Here is a 21,088-nt window from a genome sequence, read left to right as displayed (position 1 = left end):
TTCATACAAACGACTGCGCGAAAGACCGACGTGCTTGGCGACATCGTTGATGGAATGAACAGTCATTGCTGGGTCTTGCATGTAGGCCAGCGCCAACCGCAACCGGTAATCAATCAGCTTTCTGCGCAAAGGCAATACAACCGGCCGCAACCTTTGAACGGTCCTTCCCAGAGTCAGTCTTACCAAGTTGATTACGGAAGATTCAATTGCTTGGGCATCCTGAAGATGAGGAGCCAAGGTGTTCTGCATCAATTGAAAAGCCGCTTGTTGGATTTCTGGAGAGGAAGCAATGGATTGCATGGCGTGCAATACAGGTTGATCCAGACCACTCTGAACTTCATAGAGCCAAGACAGTTGGAGTGACAACTCCAAAATAATGGCAGGTGAATTGGGGTCATCTAAACTGAAATCATGTGATTCATAGCGGTTAATGCCCACGACATAGTCATCGCTGTAGTTGGCGCGTTCATTGCCAATTTGGGCATGGGCCGTCCCTCCCCCCATCCAGTAGCTAAACTGCATGTGTAAATTGGCATGGGCATGATTGGAAAGGTTGTGAGAGATCGTGCGAACTTCCACGACTCCAAATCGGCCTTCAACAACCGCATACAAGTCGTTCATATTTCCCTTTGAAGGGGAAAATTTTCATTGTTTGCCGCTGTAAGTTCTATGCGTTTTCGCGCTTAACTCGATAAATGCTGGAAAAATAACAAATTCGGAGAAACGGTGAGATTTAAAGTAAGCCTCGTCTGGAGTGATTGAGGTCTTGGAGCGACCATTCCATCAGGCTCCATCGCTCAGGAATGAAGGAATCACTTCCCAGATTCATTGGTGGCCATGAGAACGCTTGAGATAGGGGCCGTAGAAATGAAAAACGCACCCGAAGGTGCGTTTATTCATGCTTTTGGCGGAGTGGACGGGACTCGAACCCGCGACCCCCGGCGTGACAGGCCGGTATTCTAACCAACTGAACTACCACTCCTGGTAGCTGTAACTTCTGCTGGTTTGTTATCACAAACCAGCCAAGTGCTACAAAACTTGGCGACCCTACGGGGATTCGAACCCCGGTACTCACCGTGAAAGGGTGATGTCCTAGGCCTCTAGACGATAGGGTCATAACCTGGACTGATTCTTGCGAATCGTCTCGACACTTTGGTGGAGGTAAGCGGGATCGAACCGCTGACCTCTTGCATGCCATGCAAGCGCTCTCCCAGCTGAGCTATACCCCCTTTGGTACAACGCAAAGCTGATTGCTTTATCGTTATGCCTCGTTGGTGTCGAGACTTGAATTATAGACAGAAATTCAGGCGTTTTTCAAGCGCTGCAGAATTTTTTCACGCTGACTCAAGGCCAACACGGCGTCCAGGGAGGGTGTTTGGGCTGTGCCCATCACCAACACCCGCACAGGCATGGCCAACAGCGGCATCTTGAGCCCTGTCTCGGTCAAAGTCTCCTTGATCGTTGCAGCAATCGAAACCTTATCCCATGAACAGGCAGACAACTTCTCAGCCAACAGGGCCAAAGCAGGCTTGACGGCATCGGTCACATGCAGCGCCTTCTCTTCGTTGTTGGGCACCACATCCAGATAGAAAGCAGAGATCCACTGGGCCAAAACCACCAGCGTGTCACAACGGTCCTTGAACAGGCCGCAAATGCTAGAAAGACGTTCGTCGGCCACCACACCCAGTTTGGCGAGGAAGGGCTGCACATGCCGCGCCAATGAACCATCGTCCATGGCCTTGAGGTGCTGGGCATTCACCCACTTGAGCTTGGCTTCGTCAAACTGCGCGGCACTGCGGCCCAAGTGATCCAAGTTGAACCACTCCAAGAACTGCGCACGGCTGAAAATTTCATCGTCGCCGTGGCTCCAGCCCAGACGCGCCAGGTAGTTGACCATGGCATCAGGCAAATAGCCTTCGTCTCGGTACGCCGTGACGGCCTTGGCGCCGTTGCGTTTGCTCATCTTCTCGCCCTGCTCGTTCAGCACCGTGGGCAAATGGGCGTACACGGGCGGTTCTTTGCCCAGGGCTTTGAAGATGTTGATCTGGCGCGGTGTGTTGTTGACGTGGTCGTCGCCACGGATGACGTGGGTGATTTGCATGTCGATGTCGTCCACCACCACGCAGAAGTTGTAAGTGGGCGTGCCGTCAGGCCGAGCGATGACCAGGTCATCGAGTTCGTCGTTGCTGATCTCGATGCTGCCTTTGACCTTATCGTCCCAAGCCACCACGCCGCCGATCGGGTTCTTGAAGCGCAACACGGGCTTCACACCTTCGGGGATCGCGGGCAGCGTTTTACCTTCTGCCGGGCGCCAGGTGCCGTTGTAACGGGGTTTTTCTTTGTTGGCCATCTGGCGCTCACGCAAGACATCGAGCTCTTCCATGCTCATGTAGCAAGGATAAACATGGCCAGCTGCGATCAAATCGGCCAGCACCGCCTTATAGCGGTCCATGCGCTGCATTTGGTAGAACGGGCCCTCGTCGTGGTTCAGTTCCAGCCAGGCCATGCCTTCGATGATCACATCCACAGACGCTTGCGTGGAGCGGTCTAGGTCGGTGTCTTCGATGCGCAAAATGAAGTCGCCACCCGTGGCGCGGGCAAAGGCCCAAGGGTACAAAGCCGAGCGGATGTTGCCCAGGTGAATGAAGCCGGTGGGCGATGGTGCAAAACGGGTGCGGGTACGGGTCAAGGTGTTGCTCATATCAGAAGGTATCAAGACCCAAGGACAGGTCTTTTTGAATGTCTTGTGGGTATTCCAGGCCCACCGCCACGCGGATCAGGCCTTGGCCAATACCGGCAGCTTGTCGCTGCGCTTCGGTCAAGCGGCCGTGCGAGGTGCTGGCTGGGTGGGCGACCAAGGTTTTGGTGTCCCCCAAGTTGGTGGAAAGCGACAGCATCTTCATCGAGTCAAGCACATGGAAAGCGTTTTGCCTGGCCTGTTCAGGCCCGTTTGCTTTCACATCAAAAGACAGGACGGGGCCACCCAAGCCCGACATCTGGCGCATGGCTAAGTCATGTTGCGGGTGACTGGCCAAACCGGGGTAAAAAACGCGGGCGACGGCGGGATGCTTTTCGAGCCACTCGGCCAAAATTTGAGCGCGGGCGGTTTGAGCACGCATGCGCAGGTCCAGTGTTTCCAGCCCTTTGAGGACTACCCAAGCGTTGAAAGGCGCCAGCGTCATGCCACCGCTTTTGAGCACGGGTAAAAATTTCTCGGTGATCATCTGCTGCGACGCACACAAAGCACCTGCCATCACGCGGCCCTGTCCATCCAAATACTTGGTACCCGAATGCGTGATGATGTCAGCGCCCATCTGCGCAGGGCGCTGCAAAGCAGGTGTAGCAAAGCAGTTGTCAACAGCAAACAAAGCGCCTGCATTGTGGGCAATATCGGCCAAAGCCTGGATATCGCACACCTCGGTCAGGGGGTTGGTCGGCGTTTCGGCAAACAGCAATCGCGTGTTGGGCCGAACAGCGGCTTGCCATTCCTTCAAGTCGGTCTGAGAAACAAAACTCGATTCAACGCCAAACTTGGCGAGATCCGAGCCAATCAACTTGATGGTTGAACCGAACATAGAGCGAGAGCACACCACATGGTCGCCTGCCTTGAGCAAGCCCATACACATCATCAAAATAGCCGACATGCCCGACGCCGTGCCCATGGCGGCCTCGGTACCTTCAAGAGCGGCCAAGCGCATTTCCATGCTGCTGACGGTGGGGTTGCCATAGCGCCCGTAGGTGAAGCCTTCTTCGTCACCCGCAAAACGGCGTGCAGCGGCTTCGGCTGTGGGCTGGACGTAACCGCTGGTCAGGTAAAGGGCTTCGGAGTTTTCGCCATACTGGCTGCGCTCGACTGCGGCACGCACGGCCAAAGTTTCGATGTGCAAATCGTCAAATCGCTTGGGGTCTGTCATGTTAAAGGCTCACACGCTGGCGTTGGGCAAAGCCAAACGCGAATTGTCATCATCGCCCTCTTCTGTTTGAGGACGGGTTTGGTTCAAGCGGCTGATGTCGTCGGCAGAAATATCGCCGGTCACGTACACGCCATCAAAACAAGAGGCATCGAAGTCGGACAGCGCACCTGCAGCGTTCACACGCGCTTGAGCGACTGCGGTTTTCATGGCATCGACGTCTTGGTAAATCAAGGCGTCACATCCGATGATTTCGCGGATTTCCTCGATGCTACGGCCATGCGCCACAAGCTCCTCTTTCGTGGGCATGTCGATGCCGTACACGTTGGGAAAGCGCACGGGCGGCGCGGCGCTCGCCATGTAGACCTTGCGGGCCCCGGCGTCCCGCGCCATTTGCACAATTTCACGGCTGGTAGTGCCGCGCACAATGGAGTCGTCGACCAGCAACACATTGCGTCCCTTGAACTCGCTGACGATGGTATTGAGTTTTTGGCGCACTGATTTTTTGCGCACCGCCTGACCCGGCATGATGAAGGTGCGGCCCACGTAGCGGTTTTTGACAAAACCTTCACGGTAAGGAATGCCCAGCAAATGCGCCAACTGCGTGGCGCTGGGGCGGCTGGACTCGGGGATCGGAATGACCACATCAATGTCGTTCGGGGGCACAGTGGAGATCACGCGCTTGGCCAATGTCTCGCCCAAATTCAAGCGGGCTTGGTAGACCGAGATGCCATCCATGGTGGAGTCAGGTCTGGCCAAGTACACGTACTCAAAAATGCAGGGGCTCAACTGCGACTTGTCAGCGCATGACTGGGTGTGCATTTGGCCGTCCAGGTCCACAAAGATCGCTTCACCCGGGGCCACATCGCGCTCAAACTGGTGTGCGGTGCCATCCAAGGCCACCGACTCGCTCGCCAACATGATGGTGCCGTCTTCGCTGCGCCCCATGCACAGAGGGCGAATACCGTGCGGGTCGCGGAATGCCACCAAACCATGGCCAGCAATCAAGGCGATCACCGCATAGGAGCCTTTGACACGGCGGTTCACACCCCGCACGGCCTCAAACACATCCATGGGCTTCAGAGGCAAACCGCGGGTGGTTTTCTCCAATTCGTGGGCGAGCACGTTCAGCAGCACCTCAGAGTCGCTGTCCGTATTGATGTGGCGGTGGTCGTTGGAAAACAACTCGGCCTTCAAGGCGTGCGCGTTGGTGAGGTTGCCGTTGTGCACCAACACCAAACCAAAGGGGGCATTGACATAGAAAGGCTGGGCCTCTTCTTCGCTGAAGGCATTGCCTGCAGTGGGGTAGCGCACCTGACCCAGGCCGCAATTACCCGGCAAGCTGCGCATGTTGCGGGTGCGGAACACGTCGCGCACCATGCCCTTGGCCTTGTGCATGAAAAATTTGCGGTCCAGCTGCGTGACGATGCCCGCCGCATCCTGCCCCCGGTGCTGCAACAGCAACAAGGCGTCGTAAATCAACTGGTTGACCGGGGCGCTGCTGACCACGCCGACAATTCCACACATAGTTTTATCCGTTCAATGAGCCGAATGGCCTTGAATCATTCAAGGCAAATATTCCACGAAATTTTGGGGCAGCATGGGCTTCAATCCAGTGAGCACCACTTGCAGCCAAACCGGTCCTTGGGCGGTGGCCCACCAGGCCTCACGCGCCACCCCGGTCAACTGCAGCACCACGGTCAAGGCCAGCAACAAGACCACGCCCCGAGCCAAACCGAACAAAGCACCCAAAGTGCGATCCACCGGACGCAAACCGACGGTTTCGACCAGTTTCTTGATCAACCAAGACACGAAGCCTGCGACAAACACAGTAGCCACAAAGACCACGCCAAAAGCGACGGCGTATTGGATCGACTCGGGCGCACCGTGGATCATGGGCAACCAAGCCACCGCATCCACGGCCAGCCACTGCGCCACCACAAATGCAGCCACCCACCCAGCCAAGGACAGAACCTCATACACCAAGCCACGCCAAAGCCCCACCAGCATGGACGCCAGCAAGACACCCAGCAAGACCCAATCGGTGAGGCTGACCGACATGTCAGATCTTCAAGAAAGACACGGGCAAGTCGAGCTTGCGGATTCGAGCGGCTGCTTTGTCGGCTTCTTCTTTGGTCTCAAAAGGGCCCACACGGATGCGGGTGGTGCTTTTACCGTCTTTTTCCACCGCCTGGGTGTAGGTTTTCACACCCGCTTGCTCCAACTTGTTGCGCACATCGCGCACCTTGGCTGCATCACTGAAGGCGCCTACCTGAATGACTACGCGACCAGCGCTGGGCTTGGCTGCTTTGCCCTCCAACAAAGCTTGGGCTTTGTTGCCATCGTCTTTGGGCTTGGCCACTGGCGCAGGCTTTTCGGCTTTGGCCGGCGCTGCTGGCTTGGTTTCTTGTTTAGCAGCCACTGGTTTTTCTGCGGCTTTTTCAGCAGGCGGGCTTTCTTTGGCCGGTTCTGGTTTGGCAGCGGCAATGGCGGCGGGCGGGGTCGAAACCACCACCTCTTCACGGGCATCCAAGCTGGCTTGGGCAGACACGGCCTGTGGCGCAGGCAACAAAGGCATGGCGGGCGCCTGCTCAGAGGGTACAGGGGCAGCACTGGCCAATGGCGGTGTGTTTTGCCGATCAGGGATCACGATGGGGGTGTCCACTGCAACAGGGCGGGGTTGGGTGTCAAACAACAGCGGGAATCCCACCACGGCCACGAGCACCAGCACCACAGCCCCCATCAAACGGTGCCGCGCACGGCGACGGACCACTTCGATGTTTTCATTGGGGCTGGCGCTCACAGCCTCAGCAGAGGCGGCTTGACCAGACATTCGAAACTTAAAAAAGGCCATAACGGGTGCTCACGGGGTGAGGTGTTTGGCTTGCAGACGCGGGGGGCCGTCTTTCAAAACACCGCCCACGGTATAGAAGGAGCCAAAGACAACAATTCTATCAGCCGGGTCTGCCGCATCGATGGCCGCTTGCAGGGCCAAAAGAGGGTCCAGATGGGTACTGGATGCGGTGTCGGTGCGGGTGTTTTGCGCCTGCCAGGCCTGCTGCAAATCGGCCGCTTTAGCCGCACGGGGCAAGGGCAAATCGGTGAAATACCACTTGTCCACCATCGGGTTGACCTTTTGCAGCATGGGCAGCAGGTCCTTATCGGCCATGACACCCAGCACCGCGTGGGTGTTGGGGTAAAAACCCATGGCATCTAAGTTGGCGGCCAGCGCGGCCACCGAATGCGGGTTGTGCGCCACGTCCAGCACCAAAACAGGCTGTCCTGGCACGATCTGGAAGCGCCCGGGCAGCTCCACCATGGCCAAACCGTTGCGCACGGCCTGGGCCGTGACGGGAATGCGCTGGCGCAAGGCGTCGAGCGCGGCCAGAACGCCCGAAGCGTTGATCAGCTGATTAGCCCCGCGCAAAGCCGGGTAGGCCATGCCGCTGTAGCGGCGGTCCCGGCCAGCCCACGCCCACTGCTGTTTGTCACCGGAAAAGTTGAAGTCCCGGCCAAAAAGCCAGACATCTGCCCCTAAGGCGGCGGCATGGTCCAAAACGCTTTGGGGTGGCACCGGGTCGCTCACGATCACCGGACGCCTAGCCCTCATGATGCCGGCCTTTTCAAAACCAATGCTCTCGCGGTCTTTGCCCAAAATGGCGGTGTGGTCGATGTCGATGCTGGTGATCACAGAGCAATCGGCGTCAATGATGTTCACCGCGTCCAGTCGGCCGCCCAAACCCACTTCCAAAATCGCCACATCCAGGTTGGCTTGGGCCATCATGTGCAAAATGGCCAAGGTGCTGAACTCGAAATAAGTGAGGCTGACATCGCCCCTCACCGCTTCCACAGCGGCGAAAGCCTCGGCAAACACCTCGGCCGAAGCCGACTCGCCATGCAAACGGCAGCGTTCTTCAAAGTGCACCAAGTGGGGAGAGGTGTAAACGCCCGTTCGGTAGCCCGCTTGCAGTAGCACCGCCTCGAGCATGGCGCATGTTGACCCCTTGCCGTTGGTACCCGCCACCGTGATCACGGGGCATTCAAAACGCAGGTCCATGCGGTCGGCCACGGTTTTCACACGGTCCAGGCCCATGTCAATGGCCACGGGGTGTAACTGCTCGCACCAGTCGAGCCATTGCTGTAGAGTCTTCATGGCGGCGATTGTCGCCCAGTCCTGTCCCTTTATTTCCCGATTTCACCTATGCACCCGATTGTTTACGGCATCCCCAATTGCGACAACGTCAAAAAAGCCCGGACTTGGCTGGCAGCCCAAGGCCTGGAGGCCCCTTTCCATGATTTCAAGAAACAAGGCGTGCCAGAAGCTGAACTGAACACTTGGCTGGCCGCCGTGGGCTGGGAAACCCTGCTCAACCGCAAAGGCACCACTTGGCGCAAGCTCGACCCAGCGGTGCAAGCGGGTGTGACCGACAGCGCCTCGGCCAAGGCTGTGATGCAAGAACACGCCAGCACCATCAAGCGGCCAGTCATCGCGTGGCCCTCCGGCAAGGTCACGGTGGGCTACACACCAGAACAATGGCCGCTTTGACACACTGGTCACAAATCTTTACTTTTCAAAACGTGTCTGTTGATTCGGTCCGACTTAAACTCTTGCCATCAACTCCAAATTCGCAAAAATCATGAAAACTTGGGTCACCACCAGTGCATTGCTTCTTTCGGCCTTGGCAGCCCAAGCGCAAGAGGTCGGTCAAGTGATCTCGCGCACCCCGGTTTACCAACAAGTGGCCGTGCCACGCCAAACCTGCACCCAAAGCCCTGCGGTGGTTCCAGCCCAAAACTCTGGCGGTGGCGCCATCATCGGTGCGATCGCGGGAGGCCTGATCGGCAGCCAACTGGGCGGACGTGACAGCAAAGGTATTGCCGCCATGGCGGGCGTAATCGGAGGTGCCGTGTTGGGTGACAAGGCCGAGAGCCAAAGCAACAGCCCCCAGCCCACCACCACCTGCACCACACAAACCGTCTACGAAAACCGTTTGACAGGCTACAACGTGGTTTATGAATTTGCGGGCAAGCAATACAACGTGCAACTGCCACAAAATCCGGGCACGACCATTCCCCTTCAAGTCACGCCTATGGTCGATCCACGCTCAGAAACGCCTGCTCAGACTTACTACTCTTCTACCCCTTCTGTGACAGAACCTGCCACCGTGATCACCGAGTCGCGCGTGGTCTACGTGCCCACCCCGGTTTACCGTAACTACCCACCCAGCTACACCAGCATCAACTTGGGCTGGAGTGCCGGGCATCGCCACGTTCAACCTTACCCCCCCGGTTTCAGGCACGGTGCTTGGCGCTAAAGGGTGCGCCCCAAGCGCCCCACCCCGGCCGACTGGCCTAAAATGCGGGCTTGATTTGCCTTCTAGGGCGTCTTCAGACGCCCTTTTTGTTTGATGCGGAAAAAACCGCCACTTAAAAGCCCTAGCCATGACCACCCAAACCATCGACGGCGTCTCCGTCAACACCCAAGCCAATGTTTACTTTGACGGCAAGTGCGTCAGCCACGGCCTGACCTTGGCTGACGGCACCAAGCTGTCGGTCGGCGTGATCCTGCCCGCCACCCTGACCTTCAATACCGGTGCCCCCGAAATCATGGAATGCGTGGGCGGCTCCTGCGAATACAAGCTCGACGGCAGCACCGAATGGGTCAAGTCCAGCGCAGGCGAAGAGTTCAGCATCCCCGGCAACTCCAAGTTCGAAATCCGCGTGACCGAGCCCTACCACTACATCTGCCACTTCGGTTGAACCCGCCGAACGAAACGATATGAGCACCATCCTGCAAAATCTGCCCAAAGGGCAAAAAGTCGGTATCGCCTTCTCGGGCGGCCTGGACACCTCTGCCGCCCTGTTGTGGATGAAGCAAAAGGGCGCCCTGCCCTACGCTTACACCGCCAACCTGGGCCAACCTGACGAGTCGGACTACAACGAGATTCCCCGCAAAGCGATGGAATACGGCGCCGAAAAAGCCCGCCTGGTAGACTGCCGCACCCAGCTGGCCCACGAAGGCATAGCCGCGATCCAGTGCGGCGCTTTTCACATCTCCACAGGCGGCATCACCTACTTCAACACCACCCCGCTGGGCCGGGCCGTGACCGGCACCATGCTGGTGGCCGCCATGAAGGAAGACGACGTCAACATCTGGGGCGACGGCAGCACCTTCAAGGGCAACGACATCGAGCGCTTTTACCGCTACGGTCTGCTGACCAACCCGAGCCTGAAGATCTACAAGCCCTGGCTCGACCAGCTGTTCATCGACGAGCTGGGTGGCCGCGCCGAAATGAGCGCCTTCATGACCGCCAACGGTTTTGGCTACAAGATGAGCGCCGAAAAGGCCTACTCTACCGACAGCAACATGCTGGGTGCGACCCACGAAGCCAAAGACCTGGAAAGCCTGGCCAGCGGCATGAAGATCGTCAACCCCATCATGGGCGTGGCGTTCTGGAAGCCCGAAGTGGAAGTCAAGGCCGAAGAAGTGAGCGTGCGCTTTGAAGAAGGCATGCCAGTGGCTCTGAATGGCGTGGAATACGCCGACCCGGTGGAGCTGTTCCTCAAAGCCAACGAAATCGGTGGCCGCCACGGTCTGGGCATGAGCGATCAGATCGAGAACCGCATCATCGAAGCCAAGAGCCGCGGCATCTACGAAGCCCCCGGCATGGCGTTGTTGCACATCGCTTACGAGCGCTTGGTCACCGGCATCCACAACGAAGACACCATCGAGCAGTACCGCATCAACGGCCTGCGCTTGGGCCGCTTGTTGTACCAAGGCCGCTGGTTTGACCCACAGTCCATCATGCTGAGAGAAACCGCCCAGCGCTGGGTGGCCCGCGCCGTGACCGGCACCGTAACGCTGGAGCTGCGCCGTGGCAACGACTACAGCATCCTGAACACCGACAGCCCTAACCTGACTTACGCCCCAGAGCGTTTGAGCATGGAAAAAGTGGAAGACGCGCCGTTCAGCCCGCTGGACCGCATCGGCCAGCTGACCATGCGCAACCTCGACATCGTCGACACCCGTGCCAAGCTCGGCATCTACGCGCACGCTGGATTGTTGTCGGTGGGTGAAGGCCCGCACATCTACAAGTTGGATGGCAGCGGCAAGAAGTGATTTCTGCCTTGCTCCATAAAAAAACGGCCTGCGGGCCGTTTTTTTATTTCAGCGGTGGCATGTCCACCACCCGCAGGGTGACATGGGCCACCGCACAGGGCCCTTGGCCTTCGACTGGATTGGTTTCTAACTCAACGGCCACCACACAAATGGTGCCACCCACCTGCAGGGTTCGCGCCTTGGCATACAAGGTTTGCCCTTTGGCCGGGGCCAAGAAGTTCACATGCAAATCGACCGTGACCGCGATCTTGCCCGCAGGCAATGCGGTAGTGGCCGCTGCACCCGCTGCATGGTCGGCCAAGCCTGACACCACGCCCCCATGGAAAAAGCCATTGAATTGCAAGAGTTCAGGCTTTTTGGCCAATGACAGCGTCACCTGACCCGACTCTGCGGACACCACCTCCACGCCTGCCGCATGGGTGTAACCCGTGATGGCAGTGACTTTGCGGACAAGTTGTTCTGGTGTCATTGAGGGTGCTCCTGTGAATCCGGAAAACTGTAACCGTCAGAAAGTTTTTGCGCATCAGGAAATCCCTGAACTGTCCATCAGCGTAGCGCCGGGTTGGGGCCTGAGCGGATCGGCCGATTTGGCGAGCGAAGCGAGTTATGAGGCGGACCGCTCAGGCCACAACCCGGTGCGGAACAAAACCACGAACCCAGAACTTCAAATCACAACAGGCTCGGGCTCCAACCGAATCCCAAACCGCTCGTACACACTGGTCTGAATCGCCTTGGCCAAAGTCATCATTTCGCCCCCGGTACAAGGGTTCTCGCGCCCACCCCGGTTCACCAGCACCAGCGCCTGCTTTTCATAGACACCCGCATGGCCCACGGTCTTGCCTTTCCAGCCGCAGGCGTCGATCAGCCAACCCGCCGCCAGCTTGATGCTGCCGTCGGGCATGGGGTAGTGCACCACCTTGGGGTCGCGGGCGATGATGTCGGCGCACTGTTCAGGGGTGACTGTGGGGTTTTTGAAAAAGCTGCCCGCGTTGCCGATCACAGCAGGGTCAGGCAATTTGGCACGGCGGATCGCCACCACCCAGTCAAAAATCTGCCGGGCATCGGGGCTTTGGATGCCCGTCTCGGCCATCTTGCGCTCTAGGTCCAGGTAGCCCAACTCTGGCTTCCAGCGCTTGGGCAGCGCAAAGCGCACCCGCAAAATCACCGCCCTGCCCGCCAAGCCCAGGCCATCCGGGCCGCCGGAGCCAACGGAGGCGTGTTTGAACACCGAGTCGCGGTAGCTGAAGCCGCACTGCGCGGCGATCAGGCTGAACAACTCTCCGGTGAACATGTCCATCGCGTCGAGTGAATCGAAGCGGTCTTGCAACTCCACCCCATAGGCCCCAATGTTCTGGACAGGGGAGGCACCCACGGTGCCGGGGATCAGGGCCATGTTTTCCAGACCCGGGTAACCGTTGTCCAGCGTCCACTCGACCAAGGTGTGCCAGTCCTCACCAGCGCCAGCCTCTATCACCCAGTGTTTGTCCGTTTCTGACGCCAAACGCATGCCCGGCACCTCGACTTTGAGAACCAGCGCCTTGACGTCGCCCGTCAAAACGATGTTGCTGCCGCCGCCCAGAACTTGCCGGGGCAAAGTGGCCAAAGCGGGGTCGGCCAGCACCGCCAAAAGGTCGGCTTCGGAGCGCACCCGCACCAAAGCCTGGGCTTTGGCGGCGATGCCGAACGTGTTGTACGGCTGCAGGGGGACATTTTTCTCCAGGTTCATGGGAGAATTGTCGCATTCTCAACCTCGGATATTTCCTGCCATGCCCTCGTTTGATACCGTTTGCGAACCCAATATGGCCGAAGTGCGCAACGCCGTTGACACTTCAGCCAAAGAAATCGGCACCCGCTTTGACTTCAAAGGCACATCGGCCAAGATCGAGCTCAAAGACAAAGAGATCACGATGTTCGGCGATGCCGAGTTTCAACTCACACAAGTCGAAGACATCCTGCGCAACAAACTCACCAAGCGCAGTGTGGACGTGCGGTTTTTGGACATTGGCAAAGTCGAGAAAATCGGCGGCGACAAAGTCAAGCAAGTGATCAAGGTCAAAAACGGCATCGAGACCGAAGATGCCAAGAAAATCACCAAACTTATCAAAGAGAGCAAGATCAAAGTGCAAGCGTCCATCCAGGGCGATGCGGTGCGTGTGACCGGTGCCAAGCGCGACGACTTGCAAGAAGCCATGGCGCTGCTGCGCAAGGACATGACCGAGTTGCCGCTGTCCTTCGACAACTTCAGGGATTAAAACGCTCTGAATTCAGGCCTTGGGTGTGGGCTGATCCAAAAAGCCCTCTGAGCGCAAAGTGACCACCAAGGTGTCACGCCATCCGCCCGGTTGCTCGGGCTGGATAGGCGTGGTCTCGTGGATCACACGGGTATCGTCCAGCAGCAGCACGGACCAAGGCTCGGTCAAGGTGAAGCGCTGACCGCGCGGGCTATCCATGTCAAACACCCGCGTTTCGCCGCCTTTGATGCCGTGGCGGCCCACCAAAAACACGGCCACCCAATTCACGCCATCGCGGTGCGCACCCTCGGGTGTGGGGCGGCCAATGCCGTCGGTTGTGTCGATGCGGAACTGGTGCGCTTCGGTGAACCAGGTCTGATCGCCCTGCGCTTTGGAAGCCACTCGGGCCAACCAGCACAGCAATTGCGACCAAGCGGCTTGCTGCACCACCTCGGTGGCCATGGGCTCAAACCAGCGCTGCATGCCGCCATGCAAGGCGTTGTACGACAGGGGCTGCCAATGGGCGCGGTGGGGCATGGCCAGGGCCAGGTCGCCTGTGACCTCAAAGCTGGCATGACGACGACGGCGGTAACGACCACCGTCTTTCAAGTACTGGTCAGGCGGCAAATCATGCCAACTGGGCTCCAGCGCCTTCAACGCATCGAGCTGTATGCCCGCCAAAGCGCAAACGCTGGCAGCGCCCAAGACTGCAAACCCTTGGTCCGCCAGCGTGGCGTTCAGCAGGTCGGGTGATGTCAGTGGGGGCTGCAGCATTTGTTGGGGCATGAAGAGTCTCAGTATCAAGCGTAGCGTTGGCTGGCCAGCTTGGCGCCTTCAGCCAAGGCTTTGAGCTTGGCCTCGGCCACTGCACGGCTCATGGGAGCCAAGCCGCAGTTGGTGCAAGCGATCAGGCGGTTCTTGGGCACAAACTGAAGCGCACGACCAATGGTGTCCGCGATTTCTTCGGCGGTTTCGATGGCCGGGTTGGCCACGTCGATCACGCCGACCATCACGTCTTTGCCTTCCAGCAGTTTCATCATTTCCATGGGCACATGCGAGTGCATGCACTCGAGGCTCACTTGCTGGATGCTGCTCTTGGCCAAGGCTGGGAACACCTTTTCATACTGACGCCACTCGTGGCCCAGCGTCTCTTTCCATTTGTTGTTGGCTTCGATGCCGTAGCCATAACAAATGTGCACGGCCGTGGTGCAGGTCAGGCCCCGTGCAGCCACCTCCAGCGCCTTCACGCCCCAATCGGCTGCGTCATCCATGTAGACGTTGAAAGCGGGCTCGTCGAACTGGATGATGTCCACGCCATCGGCTTGCAGCGCCAGCGCTTCTTGGTTGAGCAGCTCGGCAAAGGCCATGGCCATCTTGACCTTGTCACCGTAAAAACGGTCGGCCACGGTGTCCACGATGGTCATGGGGCCAGGCAAGGTGAATTTGAGTTTCTTCTTGGTATGGGCACGGGCCAGCTGGGCCTCAAAAGCGTGTACGCGGCCCTTCAGGCGCAGCGGCGCAATGACTTGCGGCACCTGCGCGTCGTAGCGGTTGTTGCGGATACCCATGGTGACTTTGTTCACAAAGTCGATGCCCTCGACCTGCTCCACGAAGCCGTGCACAAAGTGCTGGCGAGCCTGCTCGCCGTCGCCGATCACGTCCAGACCTGCGTCTTCCTGCGCCTTGATCCACAGCAGAGTGGCGTCCGCTTTGGCTTGCTGCAGCTCAGGGCCTTGGGTGGTCCACTGGGGCCAGAGTTTTTCGGTCTCGGCCAGCCAAGCGGGTTTGGGCAAGCTGCCAGCGATCGCAGTGGTAAACATCGGGATTTCCTTGGGTGAAAAAAACAAAGTCAGGAGTGTGCCGCAAGTCCAAATTCTTGGGCCAGCAATTCATAAGATCGGCATTGTGCAGCAGGGTCATGCGTCCAAGTGATGACGACGAGTTCCTCCACCTCCAAGCGCGCCGCCAGTTGGCGGAGCTTGCGGCCCACCGTGGCGGCCGAACCGATCAAGGCTCCCTCACGCAGGCGCTGCAGCGCAAACTGCTCAGCGGGGCTGTAGTCTCGGGCCGCTTCTTCGGGCGGCAAGAGTGCCCCGATGCGGCCCAAATTGCGGTCCATCTTCCAACGGGCGCGGCTTTCAAACAGGCGCAGCGCTTCTTCGTCGGTGTCGGCAGCCAGCGCCCAGACACACAAAGCGGCCGTTGGTTTGGCCAACCCAGCACTCGGACGGAAACTCTCGCGGTAAATTTGCAAGGCCTCGTCAGCACCCTGCCCGTCGGTGATGAAATAGGCAAACGCATAGGGCAGGCCCAAATGCGCTGCAAGCTGAGCGCCATAGTCCGAACTGCCCAACATCCAAACGTTTGGCGAGGTCTCCGACTGGGGGTAGGCAAACACGTTGTGGCCCGGATGACCGGGCGGCAAGTTGTGACCAGCCACCCAGGCTTGCAGTTCCATGACCTGCTGAGGAAACCGCTCAGAGGCGCTGCGGTCAGGGTTGAGCAGTTGAGCCGTGCGCCCATCACTGCCGGGGGCACGGCCGACACCCAGATCGATGCGGCCAGGGGCCAGCGCATCCAGCACCCGAAACTGCTCGGCCACTTTCAAAGCGGCGTAGTGCGGCAACATGACGCCCGCACTGCCGATGCGGATGCGTTGTGTCCGGGCTGCAATCGCGGCCATCAATACTTCGGGGGCGCTGCCCACGATGCTGGGGTGGCTGTGGTGCTCGCTCACCCAAAAACGGTGGTAGCCCCAAGCCTCGGCCTTTTGTGCCAGGCCCAGGGTTTGACGGATGGTGGCGTCCTGACCACGCCCGTTGGCCGCGGCGGATTGGTCAAGGACAGAAAGTTTCAGGCTCATGGGCTTTTGGTTTCGGTGCTCAAAGTGGCCATTTCGGCCTCTTGCAATGCTCGCCACATGACTTTGCCGCTGCCACTCTTGGGCAACGCATCCACAAAACTCACAGCGCGGGGCATTTTGTAAACCGCCATGTTCTCACGGCACCAGTCAATGATGTCTTGCTCGCTCACAAGCCCTTGCTGGCCCTGGCGCAAGACCACCACGGCTTTGACCGACTCCCCCCGATAGGCATCGCGCGTCGCGATGATGCAAGCCTCTTGGATGGCGGGGTGGCGGAACATGAGTGCTTCGACCTCGGCAGGCCAGACCTTGAAGCCGCTGGCATTGATCATGCGTTTGAGTCGGTCGGTCATGAAGAAGTAACCCGCTTCGTCGACACGCCCCATGTCACCCGAGCGGAAAAACCGAAAGCCATCTCGTTCAAAAAAGGCGTCCGCCGTGGCATCGGGGCGTTTCCAATAGCCCTTGAAGACCTGCGGCCCACTGATCACGATTTCGCCCGATTCGCCTGGCGGCAATTCGACCAAGGTCTCGGGGTCCACGATGCGCGACTCGACACTCATGAAGGGTATGCCCAAACACTGCTTCTTGGGCGCATCGGGTGGGTTGGTGTGCGATGGGGCCGCCGTCTCCGTCAAGCCATAACCCTCCACGTAACGCAGTCCAAACTGGTCCAACAAGCGCTGGGCTACAGCTTCGGGCATGGCAGCACCACCGCCGCCAATGTAGACCAAGCTGTTGAGGTCATAGCGGTCCATGTTCGGGCTGCCCAGCAAATCGATCACCATGGTGGGGATGTTGGTCCAGTGGGTCACCTTCCATTTGGAGATCAAATGCCCCGCCACATCGCGGTCCCAGCGGGGCATGATCACCAAACTGGCCCCCAACAAAATGCTGGTGTGCATCACGCTGACCATGCCGGTGATGTGGAACATTGGGACCACGCAGAGCGTGACGTTCTCCGGCGTGCCGTTGCCCCACAAGCCGCTGGCCATGGCGTTGTGCATGAGGGTGCCGTGGGTGTGCATGCACCCCTTTGGCAAGCCCGTGGTACCACTGGTGTAAGGCAGCACAGCCAAGTCATCGGGTTTGGCTTGCGGTGGCGGCAAGTCTGCGGCAGGGGCGGCCATCAAATCGGACCACGCATGCACTTGACCCGAGGACAAAGTTGGCAACTCGCGCACAGGCAGCAACCAGGGACGCCATGCCTCCGGCATGTCTTCGGGTCCGACCTTCTGGCCGTCAAACACATCGGTGAACTGCGTTACCACCAAGTGCTTCAGACGGTGCTCAGGCGGCAGGGCAGCACTGGCCTGCGCCAGCTCCGGGGCCAAGTCGGCGGTGGTCACGGCGGCCCGCGTATCGGGATCGGTGATGTAGTGCTTGAGCTCTTCAGCCCGGTTCATCGGGTTGACGGGCACCACCACCGCATCGATACGCAAGATAGCAAAGTGTGTGATCACCAACTGGGGGCAGTTTTGCATGTCGAGCACCACGCGGTCTCCGGCCTGCACGCCCAAAGCTTTGAGTTGCCCTGCCAGTTGCTCAGCATGGGCCATCAACTCCCGGTAAGTCCAGACCCGACCCATGAACACCAAGGCCGCTTTTTCAGGGTAACGCAAGGCACTGACGGCCAAGTTCATCCAAAGTGAGGTGGCTGGCGGGGTGATCTTGGCAGGCAAGCGTACGGGCCAAACAGCGGCATGGGCGGGCATCGACAGTCTCCAAGTGTGGTTTGAATCCATGTTAAGCCCCCCGCGGTATGGCTTCACTTCTCACTTTGTCACAGGGGAGACGCGCAACCTGCCCAATCCCTCAGCGCTGCGGCTCAAAAACCCAATGCCCTACCCCGCATGTCCGCATCCCAATCAAATAATTTCAGTATTTAAGTATTTTTAAGAACCCATAAAGATTGTTTTTTATACTTTTATTACTAAAATAAATACCATGCAAACAAACACCACACCTGACACCCCTGAAGACTACTGCGGCACCACCTATGCAGCCAAGCTGCTCGGGTTGTCTGTCGGTACGATCCAGACCTTGGTCGAAAAAAACGAGCTGCAAGCTTGGAAAACGCAAGGAGGTCATCGAAGAATTTCGATGCCCTCGATCCGCGAATACCAACGCAAGCACAACATGCTGACCATCCAAAGCGAACCGCGTGACACCCGCTTGCGCGTCTTGCTGGTGGAAGACGACGCTGTCACACGTGAAATGCTGCGCGGTTACTGCAACCGCTCCACCATGCCCGTGGATTGCACCGCGATGTCATCGGGTCTGGAGGCATTGATCGACATCTCCAGCATCAAGCCTGACGTGCTGATCACCGACCTGGACATGCCAGGCGTGGACGGTTTCGAATTGCTGCGCACCCTGCGCCAAAACCCGCAATTCAACCGCATGACCACTTTGGTGTTGTCGGCGCTGACTTCGGAGGAAATTGAAAGCCGCGGCGGCTTGCCAGAGGGCAGCATCTTCATGGCCAAACCCATCAACATGGATTGGTTCAACGGCTTTTTCACGGCTTTCCTGGCAAGTCGCTATGCCGACACCCATGCCAACGATGCCATGCAAATAGCATGAGTTCTTGACACGTCCGCCCACTGACACAGCGGGTGAGAACGGGCCCCATCGGGAAGTCATTCTCGGTGGGGCCCTCTTTTTTCCAGCTGGGCTTTATATACTGGGCACCCACATGATGGCGAACCCGAGCGCTCGCATTGTTTTGAGTCCCTATTGAAGATCGCCCATGGAAATCAAAGTCAACTTTCTGGACAAACTCCGTCTGGAAGCCAAATTCGATGACTTCACCGTCGTTGCCGATCAGCCCATCCGCTACAAAGGTGATGGCTCGGCCCCTGGCCCCTTCGACTATTTTTTGGCCTCGTCAGCGCTGTGCGCCGCGTATTTTGTGAAGTTGTATTGCGACACCCGCAAGATTTCCACGGAAAACATCCGACTCTCGCAAAACAACATCGTTGACCCCGAGAACCGCTACCAGCAGATCTTCAGGATTCAGGTGGAATTGCCAGCGGACATCCAAGAGGTGGATCGCAGAGGCATTTTGAATTCGATTGAGCGCTGCACCGTCAAAAAAGTCGTGCAAGAGGGCCCCGAGTTTGTCATCGAAGAAGTTGACAACCTGGATGCCGATGCACAGTCATTGCTGACCCTCAAGCCCAGCACAGACAGCCACACTTTCATCCTCGGCAAAGACCTGCCCTTGGAGCAAACCATCGCCAACATGTCCGGCATCTTGGCTGACTTGGGCATCAAGATTGAAATTGCCTCTTGGCGCAACATCATTCCCAATGTGTGGTCTTTGCACATCCGCGATGCGCACTCGCCCATGTGCTTCACCAACGGCAAGGGATCGACCAAAGAAAGCGCCTTGGCCTCTGCGCTGGGCGAATACATCGAGCGCATCAACAACAACCATTTTTATGCGGGCGCATTCTGGGGCGAGGACATTGCCAACGCGCCGTTTGTTCACTACCCCAACGAACGCTGGTTCAAGCCGGGCAAAAAAGATGCACTGCCCAAAGACATTCTGGACGCCTATTGCCTAGGCATTTATAACCCCGATGGCGAGCTGCGCGGCTCACACCTGATCGACACCAACTCTGGCAATGCCGAGCGGGGCATCTGTTCATTGCCTTATGTGCGCCGCTCGGATGGCCAAGTCGTTTACTTTCCATCCAACCTGGTTGAAAACCTGTTTGTCAGCAACGGCATGAGCGCAGGCAACACCTTGGCCGAAGCACAAGTGCAGTGCCTGTCCGAGATTTTTGAGCGTGCCGTCAAGCGCGAAATCTTGGAGGGCGAAATTTGTTTGCCCGATGTTCCGCCAGATGTGCTGGCCCAATACCCCAGCATCCTGGCGGGTATTCAAGGCTTAGAAGAACAGGGCTTTCCTGTGTTGGTGAAAGATGCGTCCTTGGGCGGCACCTACCCCGTGATGTGCGTCACCTTGATGAATCCGCGCACAGGCGGCGTGTTTGCCTCATTCGGCGCACACCCCCGCCTTGAAGTAGCACTGGAACGCAGCTTGACCGAGCTGCTGCAAGGCCGCAGCTTTGAAGGCTTGAACGATTTACCGCCCCCCACTTTTGAGAGCAATGCCGTCACCGAACCCAACAACTTTGTGGAGCACTTCATTGACTCCAGCGGCATCGTGTCATGGCGTTTTTTCAGCGCCAAAGCCGATTTCGAATTTGTAGAATGGGATTTTTCTGCCCAAGGCGACAACGCCAATGCCGAAGAAGCAGCGACCTTGTTCGGCATTCTTGAAAACCTGGGCAAAGTGGCTTACACCGCGGTTTATGACCAGCTGGGTGCCATCGCCTGCCGAATTTTGGTTCCGGGCTATTCCGAGGTTTACCCGGTTGAAGATTTGATTTGGGACAACACCAACAAAGCGCTGCTGTTCCGCGAAGACATCCTCAACCTGCACCGCTTGGACGATGCCAGCTTGTCAGCGTTGTTAGACCGCCTAGAGAACAACGAGCTCGATGAGTACCTGGACATTGCCACCTTGATCGGCATCGAGTTTGATGAAAACACCGTGTGGGGTCAGCTGACGGTGCTGGAGTTGAAGCTCTTGATTCACCTGGCCTTGAAGCAATTTGAAGAGGCCCAAGACCTGGTGGGCGCCTTCTTGCAATACAACGACAACACCGTTGAGCGCAAATTGTTTTACCAGGCCCTGAACGTGGTGCTGGAAGTGCAACTCGATCCAGACCTCGACCTGGAAAACTACGAGCACAACTTCCGCCGAATGTTTGGCAACGACCGCCTGGACGCGGTCATCGGCTCCGTCAACGGCACCGTGCGCTTCTTTGGACTCACGCCCACCAGCATGAAGCTCGAAGGCCTGGACAGACACCACCGCTTGATGGACAGCTACAAGAAGCTGCATGCTGGGCGTGCCCGTCAAGCGTGAGAGCCTGAACAAGCGACA

20 protein-coding genes and 3 tRNA genes are annotated in these 21,088 nt (G+C 58.1%); 7 read left to right on the top strand and 16 right to left on the bottom strand.

From position 1 onward, the window contains the following. From SWE17_RS14735 to folC, 10 genes are all read right to left on the bottom strand, one after another. Positions 1 to 621: hypothetical protein (locus SWE17_RS14735; protein ID WP_322993823.1), on the bottom strand; the 621-nt coding region annotated here is incomplete at its 3' end. A gap of 284 nt (positions 622 to 905) precedes the next feature. After that, positions 906 to 982: transfer RNA gene (locus SWE17_RS14730), tRNA-Asp, on the bottom strand. Between the two features lie 57 nt (positions 983 to 1,039). Then, positions 1,040 to 1,115: transfer RNA gene (locus SWE17_RS14725), tRNA-Glu, on the bottom strand. Positions 1,116 to 1,153: 38 nt separating this feature from the next. Next, positions 1,154 to 1,229, bottom strand: a tRNA-Ala gene (locus SWE17_RS14720). A 74-nt stretch (positions 1,230 to 1,303) separates the two neighbouring features. Beyond that, positions 1,304 to 2,701: a glutamate--tRNA ligase gene (gltX, locus tag SWE17_RS14715; protein WP_322993822.1), complete on the bottom strand. Its 1,398-nt coding sequence runs from the start codon at positions 2,699 to 2,701 to the stop codon at positions 1,304 to 1,306. Between the two features lies 1 nt (position 2,702). Beyond that, the gene (locus tag SWE17_RS14710; protein ID WP_322993821.1) at positions 2,703 to 3,914 is read right to left on the bottom strand and encodes an O-succinylhomoserine sulfhydrylase; all 1,212 of its coding nucleotides are present in this window, start codon (positions 3,912 to 3,914) and stop codon (positions 2,703 to 2,705) included. Between the two features lie 9 nt (positions 3,915 to 3,923). Next, the gene (purF, locus tag SWE17_RS14705; RefSeq protein WP_322993820.1) at positions 3,924 to 5,438 is read right to left on the bottom strand and encodes an amidophosphoribosyltransferase; all 1,515 of its coding nucleotides are present in this window, start codon (positions 5,436 to 5,438) and stop codon (positions 3,924 to 3,926) included. 39 nt (positions 5,439 to 5,477) lie between these two features. Continuing rightward, a complete protein-coding gene (locus tag SWE17_RS14700) occupies positions 5,478 to 5,972 on the bottom strand; it encodes a CvpA family protein (protein WP_322993819.1) in 495 nt (164 codons plus the stop codon). A gap of 1 nt (position 5,973) precedes the next feature. Then, a complete protein-coding gene (locus SWE17_RS14695) occupies positions 5,974 to 6,744 on the bottom strand; it encodes an SPOR domain-containing protein (protein ID WP_416235019.1) in 771 nt (256 codons plus the stop codon). A gap of 30 nt (positions 6,745 to 6,774) precedes the next feature. Then, positions 6,775 to 8,064, bottom strand: coding sequence for a bifunctional tetrahydrofolate synthase/dihydrofolate synthase (folC, locus tag SWE17_RS14690; protein WP_322993817.1), 1,290 nt, complete (start codon positions 8,062 to 8,064; stop codon positions 6,775 to 6,777). 48 nt (positions 8,065 to 8,112) lie between these two features. On the opposite strand from folC, the gene SWE17_RS14685 reads away from it, so the two are divergent. The 4 genes from SWE17_RS14685 (at position 8,113) to argG (ending at position 11,031) form a co-directional block, all read left to right on the top strand. Then, entirely contained in the window at positions 8,113 to 8,457 is a 345-nt protein-coding gene (locus tag SWE17_RS14685; RefSeq protein ID WP_322993816.1) for an arsenate reductase, read from the top strand. Positions 8,458 to 8,548: 91 nt separating this feature from the next. Further along, positions 8,549 to 9,226, top strand: a complete 678-nt coding sequence (locus tag SWE17_RS14680) for a glycine zipper 2TM domain-containing protein (RefSeq protein ID WP_322993815.1) — start codon at positions 8,549 to 8,551, stop codon at positions 9,224 to 9,226. Positions 9,227 to 9,353: 127 nt separating this feature from the next. After that, positions 9,354 to 9,671 (top strand): pyrimidine/purine nucleoside phosphorylase, encoded by a 318-nt coding sequence (locus SWE17_RS14675; protein WP_100173912.1) that lies wholly within the window; start codon positions 9,354 to 9,356, stop codon positions 9,669 to 9,671. A gap of 19 nt (positions 9,672 to 9,690) precedes the next feature. After that, positions 9,691 to 11,031 carry an argininosuccinate synthase gene (gene argG, locus SWE17_RS14670; RefSeq protein ID WP_322993814.1) on the top strand — a complete coding sequence of 447 codons (1,341 nt, stop codon included), beginning with the start codon at positions 9,691 to 9,693 and terminating at the stop codon, positions 11,029 to 11,031. A gap of 43 nt (positions 11,032 to 11,074) precedes the next feature. On the opposite strand, the gene SWE17_RS14665 is transcribed toward argG, so the two are convergent. Further along, a complete protein-coding gene (locus SWE17_RS14665; RefSeq protein ID WP_322993813.1) occupies positions 11,075 to 11,500 on the bottom strand; it encodes a PaaI family thioesterase in 426 nt (141 codons plus the stop codon). A 195-nt stretch (positions 11,501 to 11,695) separates the two neighbouring features. Beyond that, complete coding sequence (gene murB / locus SWE17_RS14660; RefSeq protein WP_322993812.1) at positions 11,696 to 12,757, bottom strand: UDP-N-acetylmuramate dehydrogenase; 1,062 nt, start codon at positions 12,755 to 12,757, stop codon at positions 11,696 to 11,698. Between the two features lie 40 nt (positions 12,758 to 12,797). Here murB and SWE17_RS14655 point away from each other — a divergent pair, with 40 nt between their 5' ends. Beyond that, positions 12,798 to 13,283 (top strand): YajQ family cyclic di-GMP-binding protein, encoded by a 486-nt coding sequence (locus SWE17_RS14655; RefSeq protein ID WP_100173909.1) that lies wholly within the window; start codon positions 12,798 to 12,800, stop codon positions 13,281 to 13,283. A 12-nt stretch (positions 13,284 to 13,295) separates the two neighbouring features. On the opposite strand, the gene SWE17_RS14650 is transcribed toward SWE17_RS14655, so the two are convergent. Genes SWE17_RS14650 through SWE17_RS14635 form a run of 4 tightly spaced genes read right to left on the bottom strand, consistent with a single transcriptional unit; the run spans position 13,296 to position 17,840 of the window. Continuing rightward, positions 13,296 to 14,048: a 2OG-Fe dioxygenase family protein gene (locus tag SWE17_RS14650; RefSeq protein ID WP_322993811.1), complete on the bottom strand. Its 753-nt coding sequence runs from the start codon at positions 14,046 to 14,048 to the stop codon at positions 13,296 to 13,298. Positions 14,049 to 14,062: 14 nt separating this feature from the next. After that, positions 14,063 to 15,082 (bottom strand): methionine synthase, encoded by a 1,020-nt coding sequence (locus SWE17_RS14645; RefSeq protein ID WP_062403505.1) that lies wholly within the window; start codon positions 15,080 to 15,082, stop codon positions 14,063 to 14,065. A gap of 29 nt (positions 15,083 to 15,111) precedes the next feature. Next, the gene (locus SWE17_RS14640; RefSeq protein ID WP_322993810.1) at positions 15,112 to 16,125 is read right to left on the bottom strand and encodes an LLM class flavin-dependent oxidoreductase; all 1,014 of its coding nucleotides are present in this window, start codon (positions 16,123 to 16,125) and stop codon (positions 15,112 to 15,114) included. Beyond that, positions 16,122 to 17,840, bottom strand: a complete 1,719-nt coding sequence (locus tag SWE17_RS14635) for a long-chain fatty acid--CoA ligase (RefSeq protein WP_322993809.1) — start codon at positions 17,838 to 17,840, stop codon at positions 16,122 to 16,124. The genes SWE17_RS14640 and SWE17_RS14635 overlap by 4 nt, the downstream gene beginning before the upstream one ends. Positions 17,841 to 18,072: 232 nt before the next feature. On the opposite strand from SWE17_RS14635, the gene SWE17_RS14630 reads away from it, so the two are divergent. Both SWE17_RS14630 and SWE17_RS14625 read left to right on the top strand, forming a co-directional pair. Further along, positions 18,073 to 18,711 (top strand): response regulator, encoded by a 639-nt coding sequence (locus SWE17_RS14630; RefSeq protein WP_322993808.1) that lies wholly within the window; start codon positions 18,073 to 18,075, stop codon positions 18,709 to 18,711. A gap of 166 nt (positions 18,712 to 18,877) precedes the next feature. After that, positions 18,878 to 21,070, top strand: coding sequence for an OsmC domain/YcaO domain-containing protein (locus tag SWE17_RS14625; RefSeq protein WP_322993807.1), 2,193 nt, complete (start codon positions 18,878 to 18,880; stop codon positions 21,068 to 21,070). Positions 21,071 to 21,088: the final 18 nt, after the last annotated feature.

The sequence above is a fragment of the Limnohabitans sp. genome (assembly GCF_034680285.1).
In the GTDB taxonomy this organism is placed as follows: domain Bacteria; phylum Pseudomonadota; class Gammaproteobacteria; order Burkholderiales; family Burkholderiaceae_C; genus Limnohabitans_A.
Note: the sequence above shows the minus strand (reverse complement) of the source record. Positions and strands in the feature narration are given on the sequence as shown.